The sequence below is a fragment of the Kouleothrix sp. genome, assembly GCF_046328425.1.
Classification (GTDB): Bacteria; Chloroflexota; Chloroflexia; order Chloroflexales; family Roseiflexaceae; genus Kouleothrix.
Genome location: NZ_JAXLWP010000008.1, coordinates 17,854 through 42,473, shown reverse-complemented (window position 1 = coordinate 42,473; position 24,620 = coordinate 17,854). Strand labels below are relative to the sequence as shown.

Below are 24,620 nucleotides of genomic sequence, written 5' to 3'. Positions count from 1 at the left end.
GCTCGTAGCGCGCTCGTACAGCAGCCTGCTACGTGGCCGCCGGCCGCCCGGCAACCAGGCGCTCGTAGTTCAGGCGAAACAGCGCCAGCACCGGCGCGAGGTCGTCGCCGCCACGAATGAAGTAGCTGACCCAGCCGGTGTCGGGCAGGATGTGGTGCGCCTGCGCGCGGCCAGCGGCAACCAGCTCGTCGCGGATTTTGCGCGGGAATGGCAGATCGGCCAGGTAGCTGCCGTGCAGGTGCCCGATCTCGTGGTTGTTGACGTGAAACTCGACCCCGCCAAAGCGGTGTGGCTGCGCGCTGACGCCTGGCCACGCCAGCAGCGTGCGCTCGATCGTTGTGGCAATTGTCTCCATACGTAGCCCTCGTACTCGTATCGCCGAACGGTTTTATCATAAACTGTTCGCGTACCAGGGCAAGCTGTTCAAAGGGACAGGAACAGCACGGCGCGGCGAGCTGAATAGCAGCTCGCCGCGCCTGTGGCTACGATTGCTTTGACGGTTTAGGGCTTACGCAGCTGGCGCGCTCAGCCTTCGTCAGAGGTGAACAAGTCATGCTGCCGCAGGCTCAATTGCGTACCGTTACACTCTGGCTATGCGAAGGCCTGCCCGGCAAAGCCGGGCAGGCCTTCGCATAGCCAAAGTTCGGATGTGGTACTAGATCTTGCTGCGCGCCTTGTCCCAGGCGTAGCGCACCGAGTCCTTGAAGCGATCCCAGGTGCCGGGGTTGCGCTCTTCCCAGCGCGTGCGCGCATCGCTCTCGATCGTGCCCCAGTCGCGGCCCTGGTAGGCCGGGTCGTTGGCCAGGTTGTAGCCGTAGCGATACACCGGCAGGTACTGGTCGTATGAGTAGCCGCTGCTGGTGCCATAGCTCTGGTAGTGCGTGCGGAAGTCGCTGTCGTAGCCACGGAAGCGATCCTCGGCGCTCTCGCCGACGGTGTCGCCCACGGCGCCAGTGACCGCGCCCGCAGCTGCGCCGGCAAGGCCGCCCGCCACGGTGCCGATCGGCCCGCCAACCGAGCCCATAGCCGCGCCGGTAGCAGCGCCCGCAACCGTGCCGCCGACAGTGCCGACCTTGCTGCTTTCCTGCCAGTTCGAGCCGGCCTCGTCGCGCACTTGGCGCGCGCGGTCGCCGGTATCATAATCGGCCTGGCCGCGCCGCGAGCCGATCGCGTCGGCGTCGTTCCAGCTCGACGAGCCGCTCGAGCCAACCGCGCGCTCGTTCCAGCTGGTGTCGGTGTCGGTGCCTTCCTCGGCCTTCTTGCCGGCGGTGTCGCCCGCAGCGCCAGCCACCGCGCCGGCCACTGCGCCGGCCGCGCCGCCGACAACCGTGCCGACCGGGCCGCCAACCGAGCCCATCGCCGCGCCGGTGGCCGCACCCGCAACCGTACCACCAGCGGTGCCGACCTTGCTGCTGCGCTCCCAGGCATTATCGCCAGTGGTGTCGTCGTTGGGGTTGAAGCCCGTCCAGCCGCTGGAGCGCCAGTCGCTGCCGCGCCGCTCGACGTCCACCGCGCCAGCGCTGGTCATGATATCGTAGGCCTGCTGCGCCATCTCGTCCGAGCTCTTGACCATCACCAGCGTGCCGCCGCGACGCACACCCTCGGCATAGAAGCCGGCATCCTCCTCGGGAATGCCCGCGCCGACCAGCGCGCCAATAATGCCGCCAGCCGCCGCGCCGATGCCCGCGCCGACCAGCGTGCTAGCGCCGGCTGCGCCGAGCGCTGCCGCCAGCGGGCCTGCCGCCAGCACCGGGCCGATCCCTGGGATGGCCAGCGCGCCAACGCCCACCAGCAGGCCCAGCACGCCGCCGAGCACACCGCCACCGACCGCGCCAGCGCCGGCGCCTTCGGCCGTTGCGCTGCCGGCTGTGTCGGAGGTAGTGCCATCGCGGTTATTTGCCAGGATGCTGATGTCTTCGCGCGTAAAGCCACCATTCACGAGGCTTTGTACCACATTCTGCGCCTCGGCGGCGGTATCGAACAAACCAACAACTGTCTTAGCCATTGAAGTTTCCTCCTTGACGATCCGTGCTCTCAACCGCAGTGTGAGAGCCTTCGGTGCGGGCGCCGGCCGCAGCCGGCGCGGCGCGCTGATCGCTCGCAGCTATGGCTGCGATGTCTTGGAGGAGCAGTGAAGCAGGATCGGTGCCACGGGTGAACACCCCGGCTTATGTCTCGCGCTGCGCGGCCAGGCCGGCGCGATCGAGCAGCGTGATCATGCCGCGATCGAGGCGTATCAACCCCTGGCTCTCAAATACTTTGAGCGCGCGCCCGATCATCTCGCGCACGGTTCCCAGCCGCGCAGCCATCTCGGCCTGGGTCAGCGGCGGGGGCGCCGCGCCGCGCTCGGCTGCCTCGGCCTGCTCGAGCAGCAGCCCGGCCAGGCGGCCCTGCACGCTATGCAGCGCCAGATCGTCGACGAGGTTCACCAGGTGGCGCAGCCTGCCGGTGAAATCGCGCAGCAGCGCCAGCGCGATGCTGGGGTAGCGCTCGACCGCCTCCAGCAGGGCATCGCGCGGCAGCGCCAGCAGGGTCACGTCGGTCAGCGCCTCGGCGTTGGCCGGGCAGGGGCCGCCATCGAACATCGGCACAGTATTGAAGTGCCCGCCTGGGCCGATCACATTCAGCACCTGCTCGCGCCCGCCCAGGCCAATCCGCGCGATCTTCACGCGGCCCCGCGCCACCACATACATCGCCTCGGGGGTGTCGCCTTCGAGCTGGATCAGCGTACCGGCCGGCCGCTGAATAGGCCCGGCCAGCGTAGCCAGCGCGGCCAGCGCGGGCATGGGCAGATCCGCGCAAAAGCCGGCCTGTCGAAGCTGAGCGATCCGTTCTTCGAGCATAGATCCACCCGAACTACGAGCCTATAGCCAAGCGCAGTAAGAATACCATAGATAACGTGCGATTGATGCAGTTGCCCAACGATACCTCGGGCACCTCGGCAAGCAGCCGTGAGCGCCATACCCAATTCGCGCAGCAACAGCTGCCCGGCGCGCCAGGGCGATCGTGAAGATTCGACAACTCTGGCGCATACACACGGCCAAGCGACAAAAGTCGCTTCCCCGGCAGGGCTTACTCGCTAAGCTGAAGCTATCGACGCGGCGGCAGAACAGCCGCCCAACGAAGGCAAGGAGGAAGCCTTATGAAACGCTCGCTCGCACTGCTCGCACTGCTTGGCACGCTACTGTTGGCTAGCTGCGGCGGCACGCCCGCTACCACGCCACTGCGCGCCGCCCGCGCCGACGCGCCCACCCAGCCGGCTGCCCAGCCAGCCAGCAATGCGCCGGCCGCTCCCGCCGCCACCAGCGATGTGCTCGGCGCACTCGAGATCAAGGCCGTCGACCTGGGCTTCCAGCCGGCCTCGCTGAATATCGCCAAGCCGGGCCGCTACACCGTCAAGTTCACCAACGACGGCGCGATCCCGCACGATGTTACCTTCCCGAATGGCACCAAGCTGGTGGCCAACCCCAAAGAAACCAAGTCGACCGATGTCGACGTGCCGGCCAGCGGCCTGAGCTTTATCTGCTCGGTGCCCGGCCACAGCGACGCGGGCATGAAGGGCACGATATCGGTTGCCGGCAGCACCGCCGGCGGCCACAACGCCGACGACCACGGCGGCCCGCCGCCCACCACCGACGTGCAGCCCGACGCGAATGCCCCGGACTATACGCCCTACGACGCCGCTGCGCCCGCCGCGCTTGCCGGCGCCACCCACGACATCGACCTGGTGGTCGAAGAAAAAGACATGACCGTCGCCAAAGGCTTTGTGCAGCATGTCTGGACGTTCAACGGCACAGTGCCCGGCCCGGTGCTCCGTGTCAAAGTCGGCGACACGGTGCGCATTCACCTGAAGAACCCGGCCACCAACCAGCTCGCGCACTCGGTCGACTTCCACGCCAGCCAGGTGGCCTGGAACGACGAGATGACCTCGATCAACCCCGGCGAAGAAAAGCTCTACGAGTGGAAAGCCGAGTATGCCGGCGTGTGGATGTACCACTGCGGAACCGCACCGGCGCTGCACCATATCGCCAACGGCATGTACGGCATGGTGATCGTCGAGCCTGCGGATGGCCTGCCGCGCGTAGATAAAGAATTCGCGATCGTGCAAAGCGAGTGGTACCTCGGCCCGCAAGGCCAGCCGGCCAGCCTCACCAAAGCCTCGGCCAGCGCGGCCGCCCCCGATTATGTCGTGTTCAACGGTGTGGCCAACCAGTACAAGGACAACCCGATCAAAATCGGCACCGGCGAAAAAGTGCGGCTGTTCGTGCTGAACGCCGGCCCAAGCGTCGACAGCTCGTTCCACGTGGTTGGCACAATCTTCAACACCGTGATCAAAGAAGGCGTGACGCTCACCGCCGATAACCCCGGCCACTACGGCGCGCAAGCGGTTGATCTGGCGCCGGCTCAGGGCGCAATCGTCGAGTTCACCACCGCCGAAGACGGCCTGTACCCCATGGTGACCCACGCGTTCAACTTCGTCGGCCGCGGTGCGCTGGGGCTGTTCCAGTCGGGCGACGGCGACCCGAAGAAATAGCGCAGCCGATCTGCGTCACGAAAGGCGAGCGACGAATAGCGAAAGGCCTCACGCCACACATGCTCGTCGTTCGCCTTTCTCGCCTTTCGTCCCTGATCAGCACGTTCAGGCCCTCACACAGATCGGCCAAATTGCGGTAAGATACAGCCGCCCTCGCAGTGAAAGGACACCGCCGATGAGCGCATCGACACCAGGCTGGGTGCTGCCGATCATTGATCTGCAGCGCTGCACTGGCTGCGGCCTGTGCGCGCAGCTTTGCCCAACCAGCGCAGTCGAGGTACATGCCAACAAAGCCACCATCGTGCGGCCGGCCGACTGCAGCTTCTGCGAGGTTTGTGAATCGTACTGCCCTGAGGGCGCGATCGGCCGGCCATTCACCGTGGCCTTCGCCCCCGGCAGCTAGCCCGTGGTAGAGCTATGTACCCGCAGGCCCGCTTTTTCATCCGCACCGCGCTGATCTACCTGGTGTGCGCTTTCATGGTCGGCGCGCTGATCCTCTTCAACCAGGCGCTCGAGATCGACGGCCGCATTGCCGCGCTCATGCCCGTGTTCTACCACCTGCTGATGGTCGGCTGGATCACCCAGCTGATCTGCGGCGTGTCGCTGTGGATGTTTCCGCCCTACTCGCGCGAGCGCCCGCGCGGCGACGAGCGGCTTGGCTGGTTTACCTATGGCGCGCTCAACGCCGGGCTGCTGCTGCGCGCGGTGTTCGAGCCGCTGCACGCCTGGCAGCCGCAGCCATGGCTCGGCTGGATGCTGGCGCCGGCGGCGCTGCTGCAGGTGCTGGGGATCTGGTCGTTTGTCGCGGCGATCTGGCCGCGCGTGAAGGGCCGCCCAAGCTCGCCGCGCCCGCAGCAATAGCGCGCGGCTCGCGAGCCCGGGAAAAGCACGCTTTGCTAGCTCTCGTAGTGCAAGCAAAGCACAGCTATAGCGAGGAAATATGCCACGACTCAGCCAGCTCATGGTTCGCACCGCACTGGTGTGGCTGGCGATTGGCTACACATTCGGCGGGCTGGTGCTATCCACCAAAGGCGTGCCGCTGCTGCCCGGGCTGTGGGCCTTGCGCTCAGCACACATCCACGTGCTGCTGGTGGGTTGGACGGTGCAGCTCGCCTGCGGGGTCGCGTTCTGGATCCTGCCACGGCTCGCGCAGGGCGAGCGCGGCGACGAGCGACCGGTGTGGGGATGCTATGCGGCGATCAACATAGGCGTGAGCTTGGGCGTACTGCAAAGCGTGTTTGCCGCTACGGCCGGCTGGCTGCGCTGGCTGCTGCTGCTGGTTGGCGCGCTGTATCTGGCGGCGGCGGCGCTGTTTCTGCGCCATGCCTGGCCGCGCATCCGGCCGTTTGCGGTAGGCGCGTGATCGGTGCGCTACTCGCCTACTGGCGAAAGCAGGTAGCCCTTGCCGCGCACATTCAGAATATAGCGCGGCGTCGACGGATCAGGCTCGAGCTTCTGGCGCAGGTGGTGGATGTGCGGCTTGATCAGCTCGCCCGCCTCCATCTCGTCGGTCTCGTAGCCCTGGGCGCAGCGCACCAGGTGCGCGTACGAGAGCATTGTGCCGGCGTGCTCGGCCAGGCACAGCAGCACCCGAAATTCGGTGGGCGTCAGCGCCAGCGTGCGGCCGCCCAGGCTGGCCTCCTGGCGCCAGGTATCGAGGTGCAGCGCGCCGACGGTGATCGCCCGCTCGCTTGGCCCGGCTGGCTCGGTCGGGCTAGCCGATTGCGTGCTGCGCAGCTCTTGCACCGCCGCGCCAACCACATCGAGCAGGGTGCGCTCGCGCAGCCGCTGGTTGCGCATCGCCAGGCCGGCCTTCACGCGCTCGATCACCTGCACCGGCTCGGTGGTTTTTAGCAGGTAGTCGAAAATACCCTGGTGCAACCCCTCAACGGCCGTGTCAAGCGAGCCGTGGCCCGTCAGCACAATGATCGCGATATCGGGCTGGCGCTTGCGCGCGGCAGTCACCACCTGCATGCCATCCATGCCGGGCATCTTGAGATCCACCAGCATCAGGTCGAACATCTGGCGCTCGAGTAGCGTTACCGCCTCGGCGCCATTCTCGGCGGGCGTCACATCGTAGCCCGCGCGCTTGAGCAGTGCGGCGAGCGTAAGCCGGATCGACGACTCGTCGTCGACCACCAAAATATGCGCAGCCTGGGTCATGCGAAACTCCTCCGGCCAGTGTATGCTGGGAGTGAGAGCGCCCACCACGGCAGCCGCTGCACGCGCGGCTGTGAAATCGCGTAGCGCCAATCCTAGCATTCGTTGCAGATCGTGTCAAACGTTGCCGGCGGAGGCTAGATGTTCGCTCAGGGCGACGCGCGCGGATATGCCCAGGTCTTGCAGCTCGACTGGCTTGGCGAGGTAGTGGCGCACGCCTAGCGAGCGCATCTGGCTGCGCAGGCGCGGCGTGTCGTAGGCGGTGAGCACCACCACGGGGATCTCGGGGTAGAAGGCGTGAAGATCCTTCACCAGCGCATTGGCGGGGCTATTTTCGGTGCTTGGGTCGACGACTACCAGATCAACAGGAGTATCCTGGCAGCGCGCCCAGGCCTGCAGTGGCGATGCCGCGATCTCAACCTCAGCATCGGAGACAAACAGCCGCTGCAACCCATGCTGTGTCACCATAGCAGCCGCCGGGTCGTTGTCGACGATCAGAATGTGCGAAGGCCGCATCGGCGTTCCACCTTCCGGCTCATTGTTCCGAGGCCACTTCTTATGCTGTATGCTATCAAGAAGCACATCCAAAGCAGAAAAGAGTTAGCAACAATTTGTGGTGATTTAGCAACCGGGGTAGAGTACGACGCCGCGCATCAGGATGCGCTCAGGCGCCGGGTGGTGAAGCATGGGGCTGGCGCCTGCCCGCGCGCCGAGGTTGTGCCGATCAGGCCGGCGGCTGTGCCGGCAGCACAATGGTGAATGTTGTGCCCGCGCCCACGGCGCTATCGACCGCGATACAGCCGCCGTGCTGGTTGATGATGTGCGCGCTGATCGCCAGGCCCAGGCCGGTGCCTTGTGGTTTGGTGGTATAGAACGGCTCGAACAGGTGCGCGAGGTGCTCGGTGGCAATGCCATGGCCGGTGTCGATCACGCGGGTTTCGATCATCCCGGCGTGCCCGTCCTTCGACGACACGAAGCGCGTCGTCACGCTGAGCGTACCGCCGCCGGGCATGGCGTCGCAGGCATTGAGCATCAGGTTGAGAAACACCTGGCGCATTTGGTCGGGGTGCGCTTCGATCAGCGGCAGGTAGCTCGATAAATTGGCCTGCACCGTCACATGCTCGTGGCGCAGGTATGTTTGCACCAGCTCAATCGTGCTGCGTAGCACATCGTTGATGTGTGTCGGCTCGAGCTCGGCGCGGCTGGGGCGGTAGAAATCGCGCATGCGCGTGATGATCCCGGCGATGCGCGCCAGCTCGGCCTGCGCGATGTCGAGGAATTCGCGCTGCGGCGTGCCGGAGGGCAGATCTTGTTCGAGCAGAAATAGGCTATTGCGCGCTGCGTAGAGCGGGTTGTTGATCTCGTGCGCCACCGATGCGCTGAGCTCGCCCACCGCTGCCAGCTTGGCGCTTTGCAGCAGCTGCGCCTGGGTCGCGTCGAGCCGCGCCTGTGTCTCGGCGTGGCGCGTCTCGGTCTGCTGCAGCTCCGATTGCAGCAGCGCCGCGCGCTCGCGCTCGTGCGTTTCGGCGATCGCCACCGCCGCAAGGTCGGCCAGCGCCTGCACGAATGGCAGATCGCGTGGCAGAAACAGGTGAGCGTCGGTGCCGGCGTAGATCGCCAGCGAGCCGAGCCGGCGCCCCTCGATCCGTAGCGGCGCCACCAGCGCGCTCAGCGGCGGCCAGGGCGCGATCAGGCGCATATACTCAGCCTGCTGCTCCGCATCCAGCTCGTCGAGCGCTATTTCGAGCTCGGGGCCAACCAGCAGCATAGCGCGCGGCGACAGAAAAGCGCGGCCGCTGACGGCCTGGCCGGCGCTGATGCGCAGCTGCCCCAGGCTGCCCTCGCTCACGGCGCGTAGCTCGAGCGCCTGCCCGGCCGCGTCGTTCAAAAACAGCAGCGCGTTGCTCGCGCCGGGAAACAGCGCCAGCGCCTGGTGCACCACCAGCTGCAGAATCGCGTCGACCTCGTGCGTGATCAACAGCGCCGAGCTGATCGCCAGCAGCGTGTCGAGCCGCTGGCTGAACCCTGCCGTTTGATGCGCGCGCGCAGCGGCGAGCTGCGCCTGAAGCTCGGCTACGCGCTGTTCGAGCGCGCGCGCGCGCCGCTGCCGCGCATACCGGCGCAGGAAAACGCGAACACGCCCGCTGCTGGGTTTGTTAGGCGCTGCGGGGTTAGACATGTTGTCGATCCTCAACCTATTGTTGTCGGAAGTATTCGTGATTTTTCCCACAACTATGCGACACTACTATCAGGTTTATATCGACGAAGAAAGGGCACGCCTATGGCACGCCGAAAACGTCAAAATCCGTTTCTGTCGATGGCCCAGGTTTACCTGAACCAGCACATGCCCGATATGAGCGGTGCACGCCTGCAGCTACGGATGCTCGATGGCCCGCCCGGCTCGCCGCGCTACGCGGTGACAGCGGAAGTATGCCGGCACATTTGCCCATATGGTGTGCTACCAGCCCAGGCGGCGCTCGGCAAATGCACCGTATTCGACTGCCCGCTGCGCCAGTCGGTACGGCTGCTGCTCGACCGGCGCGGTGCGGTGTTACACGCCACGCGCAACACGTTGCACTGGAACTAAACCTCTGCCACAGGCTTGCTCGCGCCGCCGCGCTCGCGGCCATGCAAGCCAATCACCGCCACAGTGCATTGCCTCGCGCCTACAGTTGCGCTAGCCGCTCTTGCAACGTCTGTGCCGAGCGCTGAAATGCCGCTACTTCGTCGCCGCTCATGGGCAGGTTCAGCACCTCTTCAATACCATTCCGGCCGACAATCGTCGGCAGGCTGATGGCGATGCCCTCGACGCCATACTGGCCGCTGAGCGGGCTGCACACCGTCAGCACGGTATTCTGGTCGCGCAGCACCGCCTCGACGATCGTGAGCAGGCCGAGGCCGATCGCGTAGTAGGTGGCCTTTTTGCGCTTGATGATCTCGTATGCGGCCGTGCGCGTCTGCTCGAAGATCGCCTGGAGCGCAGCTTCGTCGTAGCCACGGCCATTCGCGCCCACGAAATCGTGCAGCCGCACGCCGGCGATATTTGCCAGGCTCCACAGCGCCAGCTCGCTGTCGCCATGCTCGCCGACAATATAGGCGTGTACGCTGCGCGGATCGACCTGGTAATAATCGCCGAGCAGGTAGCGGAAGCGCGCGGTATCGAGGATCGTGCCCGAGCCAATCACGCGGCCGGGCGGCAGCTGGGCCAGCTGGTTGGAGATCGTCGTGAGAATATCGACGGGGTTGGTCGCGATCACGATAATGCTATCGGGCGCGGCCGCAACCACGCGCGGCACAATATCGCGAAACACTGCGGCGTTGCGCTGCAGCAAGTCGAGCCGCGTTTCGCCGGGGCGCTGATTGGCGCCTGCGGTGATCACAACCACCTCGGCGCCGGCAAGCTGCTCGTAGCTGCCGGCATACATCCGCATGGGCCGTACGAATGGCATGCCGTGGTTCAGATCCATGGCCTCGCCTTCGGCGCGCGCGGCGTCGAGATCGACCAGCACCAGCTCGTTGGCCAGGCCGCGCTGCATCAGCGCATAAGCAAACGACGCGCCAACCATGCCGGTGCCGACAAGCCCGACCTTGCCGGCGGTGTGATAGCCAGGCATAGTGCCTCCCTTGCATGTTCTTGCAGCCCCCATAGTATAGCACAGCACAACGTTGCTGCCTTACAACTCGCGGTTGTGGTTTATTTTCAGGTTTATGCTACCAATCGGCTATACTGTTGGCAGGTGGTACTCGTGGTAAAACCGATGCGGTGGGGTGCGGGGGGCTATGCCTGCCCGCGAATCGTTTTTTGTGGGCCAATTGTCCTGCTCAAAGCCAGGGAAGGCGAAACGCCAGATCGTGAGCCAGCCTTCAAGCGTGTGTGGCCCCAGGCTCGGGCCACCGTGGCGCGCCGGCCCTGCAGCAGAACGATACAGTAGCCGAAAGGCATAGAGGAGTTCTCGATCATGCACGACCTGATTATCATCGGCAGCGGTGCCGCCGGTGTCTCGGCGGCGCTGTTTGCAATGGCCAAACAGCTTGATGCCGTAACGATTTATGAAGATGTAGGCGGTAAGGCCGGCACGCAGCAGCAGCTGCTAGGCCAGGTTGGCGATGAATACCTGGCCGGCGCCGAGGCGGTGCAGCAGTTCGAGCGCCGCGTCACTAGCCACCCTAACGCGGTGCTGCGCGACCGCGTGATTAGCGTGAGCAAGCACAATGGGCTGTTTCATGTCGAAACGCAGCGCCACGGCGTGCGCTCGGCCACGGCGGTGATTCTGGCCACCGGCGCATCGCCGCTGGCGCTCGACGTGCCAGGCGCCAAGCCGCTGCTGAACCACGGCATCGGCTACTCGATCACCACGCATACCCAGCTGGTTGCGGGCAAGCATGTGGCGGTGATCGGCACCACCAAGCGCGCACTGCGCGGTGTGATCGAGCTCGCACGCAGCGCCGGGCAGATCTACCTGATCGCCCCGGACGACACCAACCTGACGTCGCCGCTGGCCCGCGTGCTGGCTGGGCTGCCGAACGTACAGCTGCTGCGCGGCTACCGCGTCACCGAGATCGTCGGGCGCGAGGCGGTCGAGCACCTGGTCGTCGCGCACGACGGCGAGCCTTCGTACCTGCGCGTCGACGCGGTGTTCGCCGATATTGGCCTGCTGCCGAACAGCGGCCTGGTGCGCCAGCTCGCGCAGATCGACCCCGACGGGTTTGTGCTGGTCGACGCGAAGAACGCCACGACGCAGCCCGGCCTATTTGCCGCCGGCGATGTGACTACAGCATTCGGCGAGAATATTTTGATTGCGATCGGCGATGGCGCGCGCGCTGCGGCTAGCGCCTACGAGTACGTGCTCGCCCACCCGCGCCAGCCCGAGGCCGAAGGCTCGGACTAATACGCTGTTCGCTTGATTACGTATCGTTTGTGTTGCACTACGTGGCAATGCCACGTAGTGCAACACAAAAAAGCAGGGCGGCGAAGCCGCCCCCAAGCCCCCACAAGCGAATTTGGTTTAACGCCTGCGTTCGTGAAATGTCAGTAAAGGGAGCATGTCATGGACGATGTGCGCAGCTGGATGAGCAGCCCGGCGATTGTTGCGCCCGAGACGCTGCCGCTGCCCGAGGCGCGCCGGATGCTCCAGGAGCGGCGCATCCGCCGGATGCCGGTTGTCGACGCCGAGGGCCGCCTGGTGGGGATCGTGACCGAGGGCGACATCAACCGTATCTCGGATTCGCACGTGAGCGATGTGCGCGACTACAACCTGTATCACCGCGTGGCCGATCTGCCGCTGCGCGACTTCATGACACGCGAGGTGCGCGCTGCCACGCCCGATATGCCGGTTATGGCGGTGGCGCAACTGCTGCTCGATCATCGCATTGGCGGCGTGCCGGTGGTGGAAGATGGCCGCGTGGTGGGCATGATCACCGAGAGCGACCTGTTTCGGCTGATTGTGCGGCGGCATATCGGCGCGGCCGACGAGGCGCGCGCGCCAGCCTGAGGCACTTTCAACCGCAGGGCTCCCCGGCGTACGGGCGCGATCGATCGCGCCCGTACGTTTGCTTTAGCCAGGCTGGTAGCTGGCGGCTACTGGCCGGGCGCGCCCTGGTGCGCCACTGCGCCGCGCGCCAGCGGCTGGCGTAGCGCCCGTGCCGGCGCCGCGCGCTGCACCGGCGCATGCTCGGGCAGCAGCTCGTGCATGAGGTAGCGGTCGAGCACGACCAGCAGCGGCGTGAATGCCATAGCCGCGGCGCCAGGGGCCAGCTCGGCCTGCCCGGTGGCGCCTGATGCCTGAAGGGCATACTGCGCCCGCAGCAGCAGGCCATTTTCGACCCACTCGGAGCGGCCGAGGCGCGGGTTGCAGCCCCAGTGGAACGTCGCGCCGTTCGCCAGGTAGAGCACGCCGCCCTCCCAGCCGAACACAAATGTCCCGCACGGCCGCCGGCCGGCCATGGTGATCTGCACCTGCTGCTGCTCGCGGCAAAACACCCAGCACTGGCCGCCAAGCTCGGCGTAGGCGGTGTTCTCGTCGGGCGACCACGAGAGCGCGCCGATCGGCGTGTCGCCGGCGCGCAGCTCGTGATCACTCAGGCCCGGGCGCAGCGGCGCCCAGCGTAGCGTTGTTTGCTTCAGCTCGTCCATGTATTGCATACCAGCTCCATTCCGGCATGTGCCGATGGTTTTTTATTGCTGATTGCAACAATAGTGCCACAAGCTAAAGCGCGCGTGAGAGGAAGCTCAGACGATCGTGAAGAAACCTGGCGAAGCGCCTCTTCTGCGGGTAAGCACCAGGCCCGCGCGAAAGAGAGGCGCTTCGCTCGCCCTGTTTCAGGCGCTACACCCCATCGATCTCGGCGACGCTGAAGGGCGCCTTCGGCTCGATATAGCCGGTGTCCATCTGGGCCAGCTGCAGCTTGCCGCTGATGTCGTCGTTGACGGCGTGCCAGTACGTGTAGCTCTCGATCACCCAGATGCCGCTCTCGCGCGTGCCATTGCCCGAGCCCTTCACGCCGCCGAACGGCATATGCGCCTCGGCGCCGGTGGTCGAGTTGTTGATGCTGCTCATGCCGGCCTCAATGCGCTCTTTGAACTGGTAGGCCCACTCGCGGTTGTTGGTGTAGCAGGCCGAGCTGAGGCCGTAGTCGACGCTGTTCGCGGTATCGATCGCCTCGTCGATGCCGCTGACGCGCACGAGGTTGATCGTCGGCCCGAAGATCTCGCGCTGAAACAGCTGCATGCCGGGCCGCACGCCCTCCCAGATCGTCGGCCAGCCAAAGAAGCCGGTCGACGGATCGCCCTGAAAGCCGGCGGGCTTATTCTCGCTGGTGATGCGGCCCTGGCCGTACAGCAGCGTAGCGCCGTCGGCGCGGCCCCAGCTGTAGTGCTCGGCCCAGCTATGGTAGAAGCGCTCGTTGATGAACGGGCCATACAGCACCTCGGGGTGCTTGATCGGGTCGCCGATCGTGATCGCCTGCGCGGCTGCCAGAAAGCGGCGCTTGAACTCATCGTAGATCGGCGCGTCGAGAATGATATTGCCGGCGCTCGTGCAGCGCTGGCCGCCGGTGCCGAAGGCGGCCCACAGCGCGCCGCTCACGGCATTGTCCAGGTCGGCGTCGGCCATTACGATCAGCGGGTTCTTGCCGCCCAGCTCGAGCGTTGGGTGCAGCAGGTTGCGCCCGGCGATCGCGCCGATCTGACGGCCGACTGCGGTGCTGCCGGTGAAGGCGAATTTGTCGACGCGCTTGCGGCCGCGCTCGTCGCGCTCGTCCATCAGGTCGACCAAATGCTGACCGGCGCTATCTTTGCCGCCGCCAAACACGACATTCAGCACGCCGGCCGGCAGCCCGGCCTCTTCGATCAGCTTGGCGAAGGCATACGACGAGGCCGGGCAATCTTCCGAGGGCTTCCAGACGATCGTATTGCCAGTGACCAGCGCGGGGATGATCTTCCAGCTGGGCACGGCGATCGGGAAGTTGCCGGCGGTGATGATCGCCACCACGCCGAGCGGCCGGCGGTAGGTCTGCAGCTCCTTGCGCTGCATCTCCGACGGCACCGTCTGGCCGTACAGGCGGCGCCCCTCCGACTGGAAGAAGTGGCAGGTGTCGATCGCCTCCTGGACATCGCCGCGAGCCTCCTTGAGCGTCTTGCCCATCTCGCGGCTTACCAGGCGGCTGAGCGCCTCTTTCTCGCGCTCGATCGCCTTGCCGATCGAGCCGATGATCTGGCCGCGGATCGGCGCGGGCGTGCGGCCCCACGCCGCGAAAGCCTGGCGCGCGGCCACGCAAGCGTCGCGTACCTGAGCCTGGCTGGCCTCGGGAAACTCGCCGAGCACATCTTCGAGGTTGCTCGAGCTGCGCGAGAAAAAAGAAGCCGGGCTATCGACGGCCTGGCCGCCGATCAAATGCGAAAAACGCCGGGTCATACAAGCTCCTTTGCTGTGGTTGCGGCACTCGCGCCCGTGTGCACGGGGCGGAGACGCCCTATCTTACCACAGCGCCGAGCGAGGGGGATTTGCGGAGCACACGCCCAAGAAAGTCGGGGTCGGCATTGCCGACCCCGACTGCTGACAGCAGGCTGAGCGTTTACAGGCTAGGGCTCGGGCTTGGCCGGCTTAGTGGGCTGCGCGGAGCCAGCCGCCTGCACATAGCGCATCTGGCGCCGCGTCTGGTCGGGCAGCTCGGCGAGCGGAGTGAACGAGCTGATTGCGTCGTCGAGGTTGGTGTAGATCGCGAGAAACTGGGTGAAGTTGACATGCTCGAGCGTGCGCAGCACGGCCGGCTGGGGGTTGAGCAGCCGCAGCTGCTGGGCCGTACTGGTCGCAATATCGTCGGCGGCGGCTTGCAGCGCGCCCCAGCCGGCCTCGGGGTCGGCCGGCGTCTCGCCGCGCAGCAGCACGGCGATGGCGTGGAGCGCCATCAGGCCAGCGCTGCTCAGGTACGGCACGCCGCCGAGGTCGATGACCATCTGGCGCGTGCCCTCGCCGACAAGCTGCTTGGCTTTCTCGATCACATCGAGGTAGCTTGTCGCGTCGAGGCGGCCGACCAAGCGCATAACCGAGATAATACTGCGGCCCTGGTAATGCGTGACATGGATCTCCATAGCCAACTCCCTCGCTGACCGCTTCACCATCACTGGGGTGACCGCATTGTACCACAGGGTTTGCAGCGCGCAGCGAGATCGGTTACACCCGCGCGGTGAGATGGTTCACAGGCGGTCAGCGCGGCGGCGTGGCGCCCTCGTACACCCGAACCTCGACATACTGGGCGTCGAGCACGTCGAGCGCGAAGGCCAGGATCTGGTCGATCAGCTCGCTCTGGCTTTCGAGCGCGTCGCTGCCGATCTCGGCGTAGTAGTGGCCCGGCGCCGACGGCGCGGTGTCGGGCAGCGCTGGGTGATGAGAGTCGCTGGTCATAGGCGCCTCGCTTATAGTGATGCATAAGCCGCGTACCCTGAGCATACCACCCAGCGGCCGATCTGTCGGCGGCCAAAAGGTGTAGAAGTGGGTGTAGTGTGTGCGGCGCAGCGCCCCCGGCGCGGCCCTGAGGCATGCGCCACCGGCCATGCGGCTGCGCCGGCCTCCCAACTTCCCCATGAATCCTGTATACTTTGCCGGATACTATGGTGTAGACGAGCGCACGCCGCGTGTTGTTGCGCGAGTGTACTGGGGAGAGCGGCTATGAAAGCGATTGTGTTCGAGCAGCCAGGCGATGCCGATGTGCTGCGCTACGCCGACGCGCCCGACCCGCAGCCCGGCGCGGGCGAGCTGCTGGTGCGCGTGCGCGCCAGCGCCGTCAACCGCGCCGATATCTTGCAGCGGCGCGGCGGCTACAGCCCGCCGCCGGGCGCCTCGGCCATTCTTGGGCTCGAGCTGGCCGGCGAGGTGGCCGAGGATGCCGGCGAGTGGCGCGCCGGCGAGCGCGTGATGGCGGTGGTGACCGGCGGCGGCTATGCCGAGCTGGCGGCGGTGCCTGCGGGCATGGCCATTCGCATCCCGGCGCAGTTCGGCTTCGAGCAGGCCGCGGCCATCCCCGAGGCGTTTCTAACGGCGTACCTGAACCTGTTCACGCTGGGCCGGCTCAAGGCCGGCGAGATCGTGCTGATCCACGCCGGGGCCAGCGGCGTGGGCACGGCGGCGATCCAGCTGGCGCGCGCGGCCGGGGCGCGGGTGTTTGCCACCGCCGGCGCCGCGGCCAAGCTCGAGCTGTGCCGCGCGCTTGGCGCCGAGCTGGCGATCAACTACAAAACCGAGGCGTTCGCCGAGCGCGTGGCCGAAGCCAGCGGCGGCCAGGGCGCAAACCTGGTGCTCGACTTCGTGGGCGCGCCGTACTGGGAGGCGAACATGGCCGCGCTGGCGCCGTACGGCCGGCTGATGCTGATCGGCTTTCTGGGCGGCTCGCGCGGCGCGCTCGACATCGGCGCGATCCTCGGCAAGTCGCTGACGGTGGCCGGCACAACGCTGCGGCGCACCCCGCTCGACCAGAAGGTCGCGCTGACGCGCGCGTTCGCCGAGTTCGCGCTGCCGCGCTTCGCCAGCGGCGAGCTGCGGCCGGTGATCGACCGTACGTTCGACCTGGCCGACGCCGCCGATGCTCATCGTTATGTCGAATCGAACGCCAGTGCTGGGAAGGTCGTCCTAAAGGTAGGCGTCTAGCTGGCGAGAAAAGCTCGCTGGCTACTAGAAGGTGCCGTGAGAGCGAAATTATTATGTCGATTGAACCCGAAAACGCGACTCACCCGCTGACGCGTGGCGAATGGCGGGCCTGGCTCGAAGCCAACCATACGCGCGGCGAGGGAGTGTGGCTGATCAGCTACAAGAAGGCCACCGGCAAGCCGCGCATCGAGTACGACGAAGCGGTGGAAGAAGCCCTGTGCTTTGGATGGGTCGACAGCCGGCCAAACAAGCTCGACGACGAGCGCGCGATGCTGTGGTTCGCGCCGCGCAAAGCCGGCACCGGCTGGTCGAAGCCCAACAAAGAGCGAGTGGCGCGCCTGATCGCGGCGGGGCGCATGGCCGAGGCGGGCATGGCCAAGATCCGCGCGGCGCAGGCCGATGGCTCGTGGGCCGCGCTCGACGCAGTTGAGGCGCTGGAGGTTCCGCCTGACCTGGCCGAGGCGCTGGCGGGCTACCCGGCAGCCACGGCGAACTTCGCGGCGTTCCCGCGCTCGGCCAAGCGCGGCATTCTGGAGTGGATCGCCAGCGCCAAAACCGCCGAAACCCGCGCCAGGCGCGTGGCCGAAACTGCGCGGCTGGCCGAGCAAAACCAGCGCGCCAACCAGTGGCGCAAGTAGATCCTTGGCGGCAGGGCTAGTGGCGCGCGCGCAGCGCCAGCAGGGTAATATCGTCGTGCTGGGGCATGCCGGCGCTGTGCGCGTTAGCGGCGGCCACGAGCTGGTCGCACAGCGCCTGCGCGCTGGTGTCAAGCGCCGCGCATGCCGTTGCCAGCACGCCCTCGCGGCCGAACTGCTCGTACTCGGCGGTCATCGCTTCGTTCAGGCCGTCGGTGTACAGCAGCAGCGTGCCGCCGGCCGGCAGCACCAGCGACTGAATATCGAGCAGGCAGTTGTCGAACAGGCCGAGCGGCTGGCCGGGCCGGCGCTGCGGCGAGCAATCGGCGCCGTCGGCGGCAAGCAGCAGCGGCAGCTCGTGCCCGGCGCGCACATACGCGAACTCGCCGGTCGAGCGGCGCAGAATGCCGTACAGCACCGTCACGAACATGCTGTGGGTCGGGTAGGTCAGCAGCTGGCGATTCACCGCCTGCAGCGCGGCCTCGGGCGTGGTGCCGCGCCTGGACTCGGCGCGCAGCAGGCTGCACGTCAGCGCCATGAACAGCGCGGCCGGCACGCCCTTGCCCGAGACATCGCCGATCACCAGGCCGATCTGGTCGTCGTCGAGCACGAGCACGTCGTAGAAATCGCCGCCAACCGAGCGCGCCGGGATCATGCAGGCGCCGAGGTCGAGCCCGGGCAGGCGCGGCAGCTGGGTGGGCAGCATGTTGCGCTGGATCTCGCGGGCAAGCTGCAGCTCGCGCGCCAGGGTTTCCTGCTCGATGATCCGCGCCTGCGCCGCTTTGAGCTCGGCATACGCCTGCGAGAGCCGCTGATTCTTCTCGTGCAGCTCGAGCAGCGCCGCGTCTTGCGAGCTGCGTAGCCGCATGCTCAGTACGCTGAGCATAGTGAACGCCAGCGCCGGATGGCGATGCATCAGCGTGTCGAAGTCGGCGCGCGTCAGCACCAGCAGGCGCGCATCTTCGACCACGCGCACGCTTGCGGTGCGTAGGCCGTCCTGGTTGATCAGGCTCATCTCGCCGACGAACTCGCCGGGGCCGCGCGTGCCTACCCAGCGCTCGTCTTCGGTTTCGATCGCCTTGATGATCGCGATCTGGCCCTCGAGCACCACGTAGAAGCGCTCGCCAACATCGCCCTCGCGAAAGATCAGCGTGCCGGCCGGAAAGCGCTCGAGCTGCTGCACGGCAATACGCGCCAGCTCGGCGTCCGGCAGCTCGGCAAACAGCGGAACCTGGCGAAGTGTCTGGATGTCAACCATTGCGTTTCAACAAAGCGAGCGCCTAGCTGCCGTGGTTTGCGGCCTGGCGCGCCGGCTTGGCACGCCGGCATACGCGCAGCTCGGCGATCACGAGTTTCTCAATTGCGGCTATACTGAGCTTCGGCAAGTATACTGCGAATCGGCCGATTGCGCGAGCGCACGGCACGGAAAGGATGCCAATGAACTACCGACGCCTGGGCCAGGCCGGCGCGCGCGTGGCGCCGCTGGCGATCGGCACGCTCAACTTCGGCAACCCTACGCCCGAGGCCGAGGCCGCGCGCATCCTGTCGCGCGCGCTCGACGCCGGCGTCAACCTGATCGACACGGCCAACAGCTACAACGAGGGCGAGAGCGAGCGCATGCTCGGCCGGATCATCCGCGAGCACGGCTGGCGCGACCGGATCTTTCTGGCCACCAAGGTGTTCTTCGCGGTCGGGCCTGGCCCAAACGATCGCGGCGGCTCACGCCAGCACATCCTGCGAGCCTGCGACGACTCGCTGCGGCGCCTGCAGGCCGACCATATCGACCTGTACCAGGTGCACCGGCCCGACCCCGACACGCCGCCCGAGGAAACGCTCGGCGCGCTGAACGACCTGGTGCGCGCTGGCAAGGTGCGCTACATCGGCTGCTCGACGCACCCGGCCTGGCAGGTGATGCGTGCGCTGATGCTGAGCGAGCGCTACGGCTATGCGCGCTATGTGTCCGAGCAGCCGCCCTACAACCTGCTCGACCGCCGGATCGAGAACGAGCTGGTGCCGCTGTGCCAGGCCCACGGCTTGGCGCTGCTGCCGTGGGCGCCGATGGCCCAGGGCGTACTGGCCGGCCGCTACGCCGATGCCGCCGCCCCACCGCGCGACTCGCGCGCAGTCGCGCGTGGCGGCGTCTACGCCGAGCGCGTCACGCCGCGCGGCGTCGAGGTCGGCCAGCGCTTCGCCGCGCTCGCGCAGGCTGCGGGCATGCCGGCCGCGCAGCTGGCGCTGCTGTGGGTGAAGGATCAGCCCGGCGTGACCGCGCCGGTGTTCGGCCCGCGCACGCTCGAGCAGCTTGAGCAGGCGCTGCCGGTGCTTGAGCTGGCTTTGAGCGACGAGCTGCGCGCCGCCTGCGACGCGCTTGTGCCGCCCGGCAACGCCGTCGTCGATTTTCACAACTCGGCCGCCTGGATGAAAATGCGCATCGCGCCCTAGAGCCAGTAGCTCGTCGCGAGGGCGCGCTGCAGCCGCATATTCTTTGCGTCTTTGTATCTGTGTGGCTATTTGAAATGTATTGGCCCTAGAGCAGAGCGTAGCGCGGTAGTACGCTCGGCCATGCTGATGCGCCCCAGGCTCGCCGCGTAGGGCACTACCTCTGCTCGGGCTAGAGCGTGCGCTGCCAGGCGGGCTCGCGCACATCACGGAGGCGCCATGCTCACTGCCGAACAGCTGATCGCGCTGCTGGATCTCGCGCCGCTGCCGATCGAGGGCGGCTTCTTTCGCCGCACCTATACCGCCGCCGAGCGGCTGCCCGCCGCCGCACTGCCGGCGCGCTACGCCGGCGAGCGCGATCTGTGCGGCGCGATCTACTACCTGCTAGGCCCGAACGACTTCTCGGCGCTGCACCGGCTGCAGACCGACGAGCTCTACCACTTCTACCTGGGCGACCCGGTTGAGCTGCTGCTGCTGCACCCCGGCGGCGGCCACGCGCTGCACGTGCTGGGCCACGACCTGGTCGCCGGGCAGCAGGTGCAGCTGCTGGCGCCGCACGGCGCGTGGCAGGGATCGCGCGTGCGGCCGGGCGGCCGGGTTGCGCTGCTTGGCACCACCATGGCCCCGGCCTACGACGGGCGCGACTTCGAGCTGGGCCGGCGCGACGAGCTGATCGCGCAGTTCCCCGAGCGCGCCGCGCTGATCGAGGCGCTAACGCGCTAGCCGAAACCAAGCGGGCAAACGGCCAAGCGCAAGAAAGAGGCTGGTATGAGCGACAACACGGTTCCGCCTGTCGGCGCGCTGCTCGACTTCGGCGGCAAGGTCGTGCTGGTGACGGGCGCGGCCGGTGGGATTGGCCAGGGCATCGCCGCGCGCTTCGCCGAGGCCGGCGCGCGCGTCGCCATCCACTACCGCAGCAGCGCCGGCGCGGCCAGCGAGCTGGCACAGCGGCTCGTGGATGCTGGCGGGCAGGCGGCCCCATTCGCGGCCGACCTGGCCGACGCGCAAGCGGTTGCCGAGCTGTTCGCGGCGGTAGTGGCGCGCTTCGGCCGGCTTGATGTGCTGGTAAACAACGCCGCCAGGCAGTCGCTGGCTAGCTTGGTCGAGATGCCGGCCGCCGAGTGGGACGCCATGATCGCCGCCAATCTGCGCGGCGTGTTTCTGTGCACACAGGCCGCCGCGCGCCAGATGATCGCCCAGGGCGGCGGGGGCGCGATCATCAACATTACCTCGATCGAGGCCGAGCAGCCCGCGCCGCTGCACAGCCACTACAATGCTGCAAAAGGCGGCGTGCTGATGCACACGCGTGCCGCCGCCGGCGAGCTAGGCGCCTACGGCATTCGCGTGAACGCCGTGGCGCCCGGCCTGATCTGGCGCGACGGCCTCGAACGCGACTGGCCCGACGGCGTGGCGCGCTGGCAAGCCGCCGCGCCGCTCGGCCGGCTAGGCACCCCCGCCGACGTCGCCGACGCCTGCCTGTTCCTCGCCTCGCCGGCGGCGCGCTGGATCACCGGCGCCAGCCTGCGCGTCGACGGCGGCGTCATGTCGGCGCCGATCTTTTAGAGCCTGTTTGAGAAGGGGTGCGCGAGGGGCTTTGCCCCTCGCTCACCCCTTCTGGCGGGTGGCGGCCACATTCGTGGCCACCCGCCAGAACAGTGGAAACTTGGAGGGACGAAGTCCTCCAGCCACCCCTTTTCAAACAGCTTCTTAGGGGTTTGGAAAGCGGCCCAAACCCGACTATGTTTATGTCAATAAATCTATATATAGTCACTATGATCTGCTCATTCCAATAGTAGTGTGTTTTTTGCTTAAACAAACTGTCACTTCATTTTTTGCCACCGCACATCTATAATTGACCCGGCCTATCGCTACCGCAGCGCGCTATGCCTCGTTTCAGTCGTGCGCTCATAGCGCACTCCCATCTTCACGAGGGCGCCAATGCACAATCGCCGTATCTTGTTTTTGTGGAGCATATTCGCCGGCCTGCTGCTCGCACTTGGCGGCTGGCCCGGCCCGGCCTCGCCACCGGTGATCAATGCCGCCGCCGATGTTGGCTACCCCGACTTTTCGTACCAGTACACTGGCGTTGTGACGCCCACCGGCGAGAAACCCCAGAGCAAACTGTGGTACAACGATGGCCGCTGGTGGGCCAGCATGTTCAACCGCACCAGCCACACCCACCGGATCTACTGGCTCAACCTCGCCAACCAGACCTGGAACGACACTGCCGTCGACCTCGACACGCGCGCGCAGACCAAGGCCGACGTGCTGTGGGATAACGCCGCCCAGAAGCTGTATGTCGTTTCCGGCGGCGGCTCCGACCCAAGCGGCAGCGGTACTACCGTCGCGTACGATGCCTGGTTTATGCGCTACAGCTACAACCCGCAGACGCACAGCTACAGCCGCGATTTCAACCCGGTGGTGGTGCGTACCGGCGGCGGCGAGACGGTTGTGCTCGCCAAAGACACCACCGGCATGCTGTGGGTCACCTTCACCCAGGGGAACCAGGTGTATGTGAATCACAGCACTACCGCCGACAACACCTGGGCCACGCCGTTCGTGATCCCCGGCGCGCGTACGCTCGACCCCGACGATATCTCGTCGATTGTGGCCTACCGCGACAAAAACGGCAGCAGCGTCGGCGTGCTCTGGAGCAACCACGTCACCCCGTCGTCGATGTACTTCGCCGCGCATAAGGACGGCGACCCGCCCGCGACCTGGCAGCCGATCGAGAGCATCTACTCCGAGCAGTGCGCCGCCGACGACCATATCGACCTCAAGGCGGTACAGGCGGATCCCAGCGGCGCGATCTTCGCGGCGGTTAAGACATCATTCGGCGACAACGGCTGCGGCCACGCGAACACCGACCCGCTGCTCCGCCTGGTGGTGCGCCGCCCCGACAACACCTGGGAGTGGGCTACCTTCGGCACGATCGCCGACGCGCATACCCGGCCGGTGCTGCTGCTCGACACCACCAATCGCCGCGTGTATATGTTCGCCACCGCGCCAACCAGCTGCGGCGCGATCTACATGAAATCAACCAGTATGGACACGCTCGACTTCAGCGGCCAGCCCGGCCTTGGCGAGCCGTTTATTCAAAGCAATACCTACACCTGCGTCAACAATGCCACCACCACCAAGCAGACGGTAGACGCCAACACCGGGCTTGTGGTGATGGCCAGCGACGAAAATACGCCCTGGTACCTGCACAACTACCGCGATCTCGGCGGCGCGTTCCCGCGCTTGGTGTTCCAGAACACGCCCGCTGGCGGCCAGGCGGGCTCGCCCTTCACAACCCAGCCAATAGTGGTAGCGCAAGATTCCGCCGGCCACACGAACAGTGCGTTTAATGGCCTGGTCACGCTATCCATCGATCCCAGCAGCGGCACGGCTGGCGCCGCGCTCGTAGGCACCGTCAGCGTGCAAGCGGTCGCGGGCATCGCGACATTCAGCGGCCTGGCGATCTCGAAGGCCGGCGTGAGCTACCGGCTGAGCGCCAGCGCCAGCGGCCAAACCGGCGTCGAGAGCGCGATGTTCGACGTCGATCGAACCAGCCAGACGATCAGCTTCGGCAGCCTGCCAAGCCGGCAGTACGGCGATCCATCGTTCACGCTCAGCGCCAGCGCGTCGTCGGGCCTGCCGGTCAGCTTCAGCGCCACCGGCAACTGCGCCGTGAGCGGCGCCACGCTGGCGATCACCGGCGCGGGCAGCTGCGCGGTGCGCGCCAGCCAGGCCGGCAACGCGAACTACGGCCCGGCGCCAGATGTGATCCAGAGCTTCAGCATCGGCAAAGCCAACCAGGCGATCTCGTTCGCGCCGCTGCCGCACAAACACTTCGGCGACCCGCCATTCACGATCAGCGCCGTTGCCTCGTCGGGCCTGGCGGTGAGCTTTAGCGCCACCGGCGATTGCACCGTCGTCGGTAATCTGGTGACGATCACCGGGAAGAACCTGTGCGCTATTCGCGCGTCGCAGGCCGGCAGCGTCAACTACAACCCCGCGCCCGACGTGACAGAGTATCTGAACGATAAGACGCTCGTCAATATTCCGATCGCGTCGGCGGGCTGATGCCGGCTCGGCCGTGCGCTGCTCGGGGGTGGCATTGCCACCCCTTTTCTTATGCCTGCGGCCGCATGACTCTGCCATCTCTGTGCGGTTTCCGCGCTCCGCGCGGAAAACCGCCTGAATACGGCACAGGCGCGCTCTGCCGAAGAGCGGAGCGCGCCTGCTGCGCAAGCCAGGGATTCTAATACACGTCTAATTACTTGATTACACAATTACAAAATTTCATGGTATACTAAGCCCATCAGCGTCGAACAACTGAAAGTGAGGCCAGACATGTCTGCACGATGGGAGTACAAGGTCGTTTACGTAGCCGGCTGGAAGCGTGTGTCGATCGAAGGCGAGGAAAGCTACCCCGAGGAAGGCGAGCGCACCAGCGGGTTCGCGCGGCGCTTTCTGAACGGCCTGGGCGTGGATGGCTGGGAGCTGACGGGCATCCAGCACACCGCGCCGGGGCAGGCCTACTACACCTTCAAGCGGCCCGTGGCCGACGGCGCCGAGCCGGATCTGTCGGTGGTGCGCAACGGCATCGTGCGCGAGCAGCCAGGCGGCCAGTCGGCCGGCGGGGCTGGCCCGCAGGCGGTGAACCTCTAGCAGCAGCGCGGCGTAGCATGCCCGGTAGCACTGGCATGCCGCCGATTCCCCCCA

At 66.5% G+C, this 24,620-nt stretch carries 26 protein-coding genes; 14 read left to right on the top strand and 12 right to left on the bottom strand.

The features are described from left to right. Nucleotides 1-28: 28 nt before the first annotated feature. The 3 genes from U0177_RS08760 to U0177_RS08750 form a co-directional block, all read right to left on the bottom strand. A complete protein-coding gene (locus tag U0177_RS08760; protein WP_409570233.1) occupies nt 29-355 on the bottom strand; it encodes a luciferase family protein in 327 nt (108 codons plus the stop codon). 300 nt (nt 356-655) lie between these two features. Then, on the bottom strand, nt 656-2,005 hold the full coding sequence (locus tag U0177_RS08755; protein WP_409570232.1) for a general stress protein: 1,350 nt from the start codon (nt 2,003-2,005) through the stop codon (nt 656-658). Nucleotides 2,006-2,168: 163 nt separating this feature from the next. Then, complete coding sequence (locus U0177_RS08750; protein WP_409570231.1) at nt 2,169-2,843, bottom strand: Crp/Fnr family transcriptional regulator; 675 nt, start codon at nt 2,841-2,843, stop codon at nt 2,169-2,171. Between the two features lie 299 nt (nt 2,844-3,142). On the opposite strand from U0177_RS08750, the gene U0177_RS08745 reads away from it, so the two are divergent. From U0177_RS08745 to U0177_RS08730, 4 genes are all read left to right on the top strand, one after another. Then, complete coding sequence (locus U0177_RS08745; protein WP_409570230.1) at nt 3,143-4,534, top strand: multicopper oxidase domain-containing protein; 1,392 nt, start codon at nt 3,143-3,145, stop codon at nt 4,532-4,534. A 175-nt stretch (nt 4,535-4,709) separates the two neighbouring features. Beyond that, a complete protein-coding gene (locus U0177_RS08740; protein ID WP_409570229.1) occupies nt 4,710-4,937 on the top strand; it encodes an ATP-binding protein in 228 nt (75 codons plus the stop codon). 14 nt (nt 4,938-4,951) lie between these two features. Beyond that, the gene (locus U0177_RS08735; RefSeq protein ID WP_409570228.1) at nt 4,952-5,395 is read left to right on the top strand and encodes a hypothetical protein; all 444 of its coding nucleotides are present in this window, start codon (nt 4,952-4,954) and stop codon (nt 5,393-5,395) included. A 79-nt stretch (nt 5,396-5,474) separates the two neighbouring features. After that, nucleotides 5,475-5,897, top strand: coding sequence for a hypothetical protein (locus tag U0177_RS08730; RefSeq protein WP_409570227.1), 423 nt, complete (start codon nt 5,475-5,477; stop codon nt 5,895-5,897). Between the two features lie 8 nt (nt 5,898-5,905). Here the strand turns inward: U0177_RS08730 and U0177_RS08725 are convergent, their stop codons facing one another. The 3 genes from U0177_RS08725 to U0177_RS08715 form a co-directional block, all read right to left on the bottom strand. Continuing rightward, nucleotides 5,906-6,697 (bottom strand): response regulator transcription factor, encoded by a 792-nt coding sequence (locus tag U0177_RS08725; RefSeq protein WP_409570226.1) that lies wholly within the window; start codon nt 6,695-6,697, stop codon nt 5,906-5,908. Between the two features lie 114 nt (nt 6,698-6,811). Further along, nucleotides 6,812-7,210: a response regulator gene (locus U0177_RS08720; protein WP_409570225.1), complete on the bottom strand. Its 399-nt coding sequence runs from the start codon at nt 7,208-7,210 to the stop codon at nt 6,812-6,814. Nucleotides 7,211-7,418: 208 nt separating this feature from the next. Continuing rightward, the gene (locus U0177_RS08715) at nt 7,419-8,873 is read right to left on the bottom strand and encodes a sensor histidine kinase (RefSeq protein ID WP_409570224.1); all 1,455 of its coding nucleotides are present in this window, start codon (nt 8,871-8,873) and stop codon (nt 7,419-7,421) included. A gap of 102 nt (nt 8,874-8,975) precedes the next feature. On the opposite strand from U0177_RS08715, the gene U0177_RS08710 reads away from it, so the two are divergent. Further along, nucleotides 8,976-9,281, top strand: a complete 306-nt coding sequence (locus U0177_RS08710) for a hypothetical protein (protein WP_409570223.1) — start codon at nt 8,976-8,978, stop codon at nt 9,279-9,281. Between the two features lie 79 nt (nt 9,282-9,360). Here the strand turns inward: U0177_RS08710 and U0177_RS08705 are convergent, their stop codons facing one another. Beyond that, nucleotides 9,361-10,308 carry an L-lactate dehydrogenase gene (locus tag U0177_RS08705; RefSeq protein ID WP_409570222.1) on the bottom strand — a complete coding sequence of 316 codons (948 nt, stop codon included), beginning with the start codon at nt 10,306-10,308 and terminating at the stop codon, nt 9,361-9,363. 345 nt (nt 10,309-10,653) lie between these two features. Here U0177_RS08705 and U0177_RS08700 point away from each other — a divergent pair, with 345 nt between their 5' ends. Continuing rightward, nucleotides 10,654-11,583 carry an NAD(P)/FAD-dependent oxidoreductase gene (locus U0177_RS08700; protein ID WP_409570221.1) on the top strand — a complete coding sequence of 310 codons (930 nt, stop codon included), beginning with the start codon at nt 10,654-10,656 and terminating at the stop codon, nt 11,581-11,583. Nucleotides 11,584-11,742: 159 nt separating this feature from the next. After that, nucleotides 11,743-12,186: a CBS domain-containing protein gene (locus tag U0177_RS08695; RefSeq protein WP_409570220.1), complete on the top strand. Its 444-nt coding sequence runs from the start codon at nt 11,743-11,745 to the stop codon at nt 12,184-12,186. An 86-nt stretch (nt 12,187-12,272) separates the two neighbouring features. Here the strand turns inward: U0177_RS08695 and U0177_RS08690 are convergent, their stop codons facing one another. The 4 genes from U0177_RS08690 to U0177_RS08675 all read right to left on the bottom strand — a co-directional run bounded on the left by U0177_RS08690 (nt 12,273) and on the right by U0177_RS08675 (nt 15,597). After that, nucleotides 12,273-12,836, bottom strand: coding sequence for a hypothetical protein (locus U0177_RS08690; RefSeq protein ID WP_409570219.1), 564 nt, complete (start codon nt 12,834-12,836; stop codon nt 12,273-12,275). A gap of 184 nt (nt 12,837-13,020) precedes the next feature. Next, on the bottom strand, nt 13,021-14,607 hold the full coding sequence (locus U0177_RS08685) for an aldehyde dehydrogenase family protein (protein WP_409570218.1): 1,587 nt from the start codon (nt 14,605-14,607) through the stop codon (nt 13,021-13,023). 167 nt (nt 14,608-14,774) lie between these two features. Then, complete coding sequence (locus U0177_RS08680; RefSeq protein ID WP_409570217.1) at nt 14,775-15,284, bottom strand: STAS domain-containing protein; 510 nt, start codon at nt 15,282-15,284, stop codon at nt 14,775-14,777. A 115-nt stretch (nt 15,285-15,399) separates the two neighbouring features. After that, entirely contained in the window at nt 15,400-15,597 is a 198-nt protein-coding gene (locus U0177_RS08675; RefSeq protein WP_409570216.1) for a hypothetical protein, read from the bottom strand. Between the two features lie 264 nt (nt 15,598-15,861). On the opposite strand from U0177_RS08675, the gene U0177_RS08670 reads away from it, so the two are divergent. Then, complete coding sequence (locus U0177_RS08670; RefSeq protein ID WP_409570215.1) at nt 15,862-16,836, top strand: NAD(P)H-quinone oxidoreductase; 975 nt, start codon at nt 15,862-15,864, stop codon at nt 16,834-16,836. Nucleotides 16,837-16,889: 53 nt separating this feature from the next. Continuing rightward, entirely contained in the window at nt 16,890-17,474 is a 585-nt protein-coding gene (locus U0177_RS08665; RefSeq protein WP_409570214.1) for a YdeI/OmpD-associated family protein, read from the top strand. A 16-nt stretch (nt 17,475-17,490) separates the two neighbouring features. Here the strand turns inward: U0177_RS08665 and U0177_RS08660 are convergent, their stop codons facing one another. Further along, entirely contained in the window at nt 17,491-18,729 is a 1,239-nt protein-coding gene (locus U0177_RS08660; RefSeq protein ID WP_409570213.1) for a PP2C family protein-serine/threonine phosphatase, read from the bottom strand. A gap of 179 nt (nt 18,730-18,908) precedes the next feature. On the opposite strand from U0177_RS08660, the gene U0177_RS08655 reads away from it, so the two are divergent. The 5 genes from U0177_RS08655 (at nt 18,909) to U0177_RS08635 (ending at nt 24,566) form a co-directional block, all read left to right on the top strand. Continuing rightward, nucleotides 18,909-19,913: an aldo/keto reductase gene (locus U0177_RS08655; RefSeq protein ID WP_409570212.1), complete on the top strand. Its 1,005-nt coding sequence runs from the start codon at nt 18,909-18,911 to the stop codon at nt 19,911-19,913. 216 nt (nt 19,914-20,129) lie between these two features. Then, nucleotides 20,130-20,633 carry a cupin domain-containing protein gene (locus tag U0177_RS08650; RefSeq protein ID WP_409570211.1) on the top strand — a complete coding sequence of 168 codons (504 nt, stop codon included), beginning with the start codon at nt 20,130-20,132 and terminating at the stop codon, nt 20,631-20,633. Nucleotides 20,634-20,678: 45 nt separating this feature from the next. Then, nucleotides 20,679-21,473 (top strand): SDR family NAD(P)-dependent oxidoreductase, encoded by a 795-nt coding sequence (locus U0177_RS08645; protein ID WP_409570210.1) that lies wholly within the window; start codon nt 20,679-20,681, stop codon nt 21,471-21,473. A 375-nt stretch (nt 21,474-21,848) separates the two neighbouring features. After that, nucleotides 21,849-23,978 carry a hypothetical protein gene (locus tag U0177_RS08640; protein ID WP_409570209.1) on the top strand — a complete coding sequence of 710 codons (2,130 nt, stop codon included), beginning with the start codon at nt 21,849-21,851 and terminating at the stop codon, nt 23,976-23,978. Between the two features lie 270 nt (nt 23,979-24,248). Beyond that, a complete protein-coding gene (locus U0177_RS08635; RefSeq protein ID WP_409570208.1) occupies nt 24,249-24,566 on the top strand; it encodes a hypothetical protein in 318 nt (105 codons plus the stop codon). The last annotated feature ends 54 nt before the right edge of the window (nt 24,567-24,620 follow it).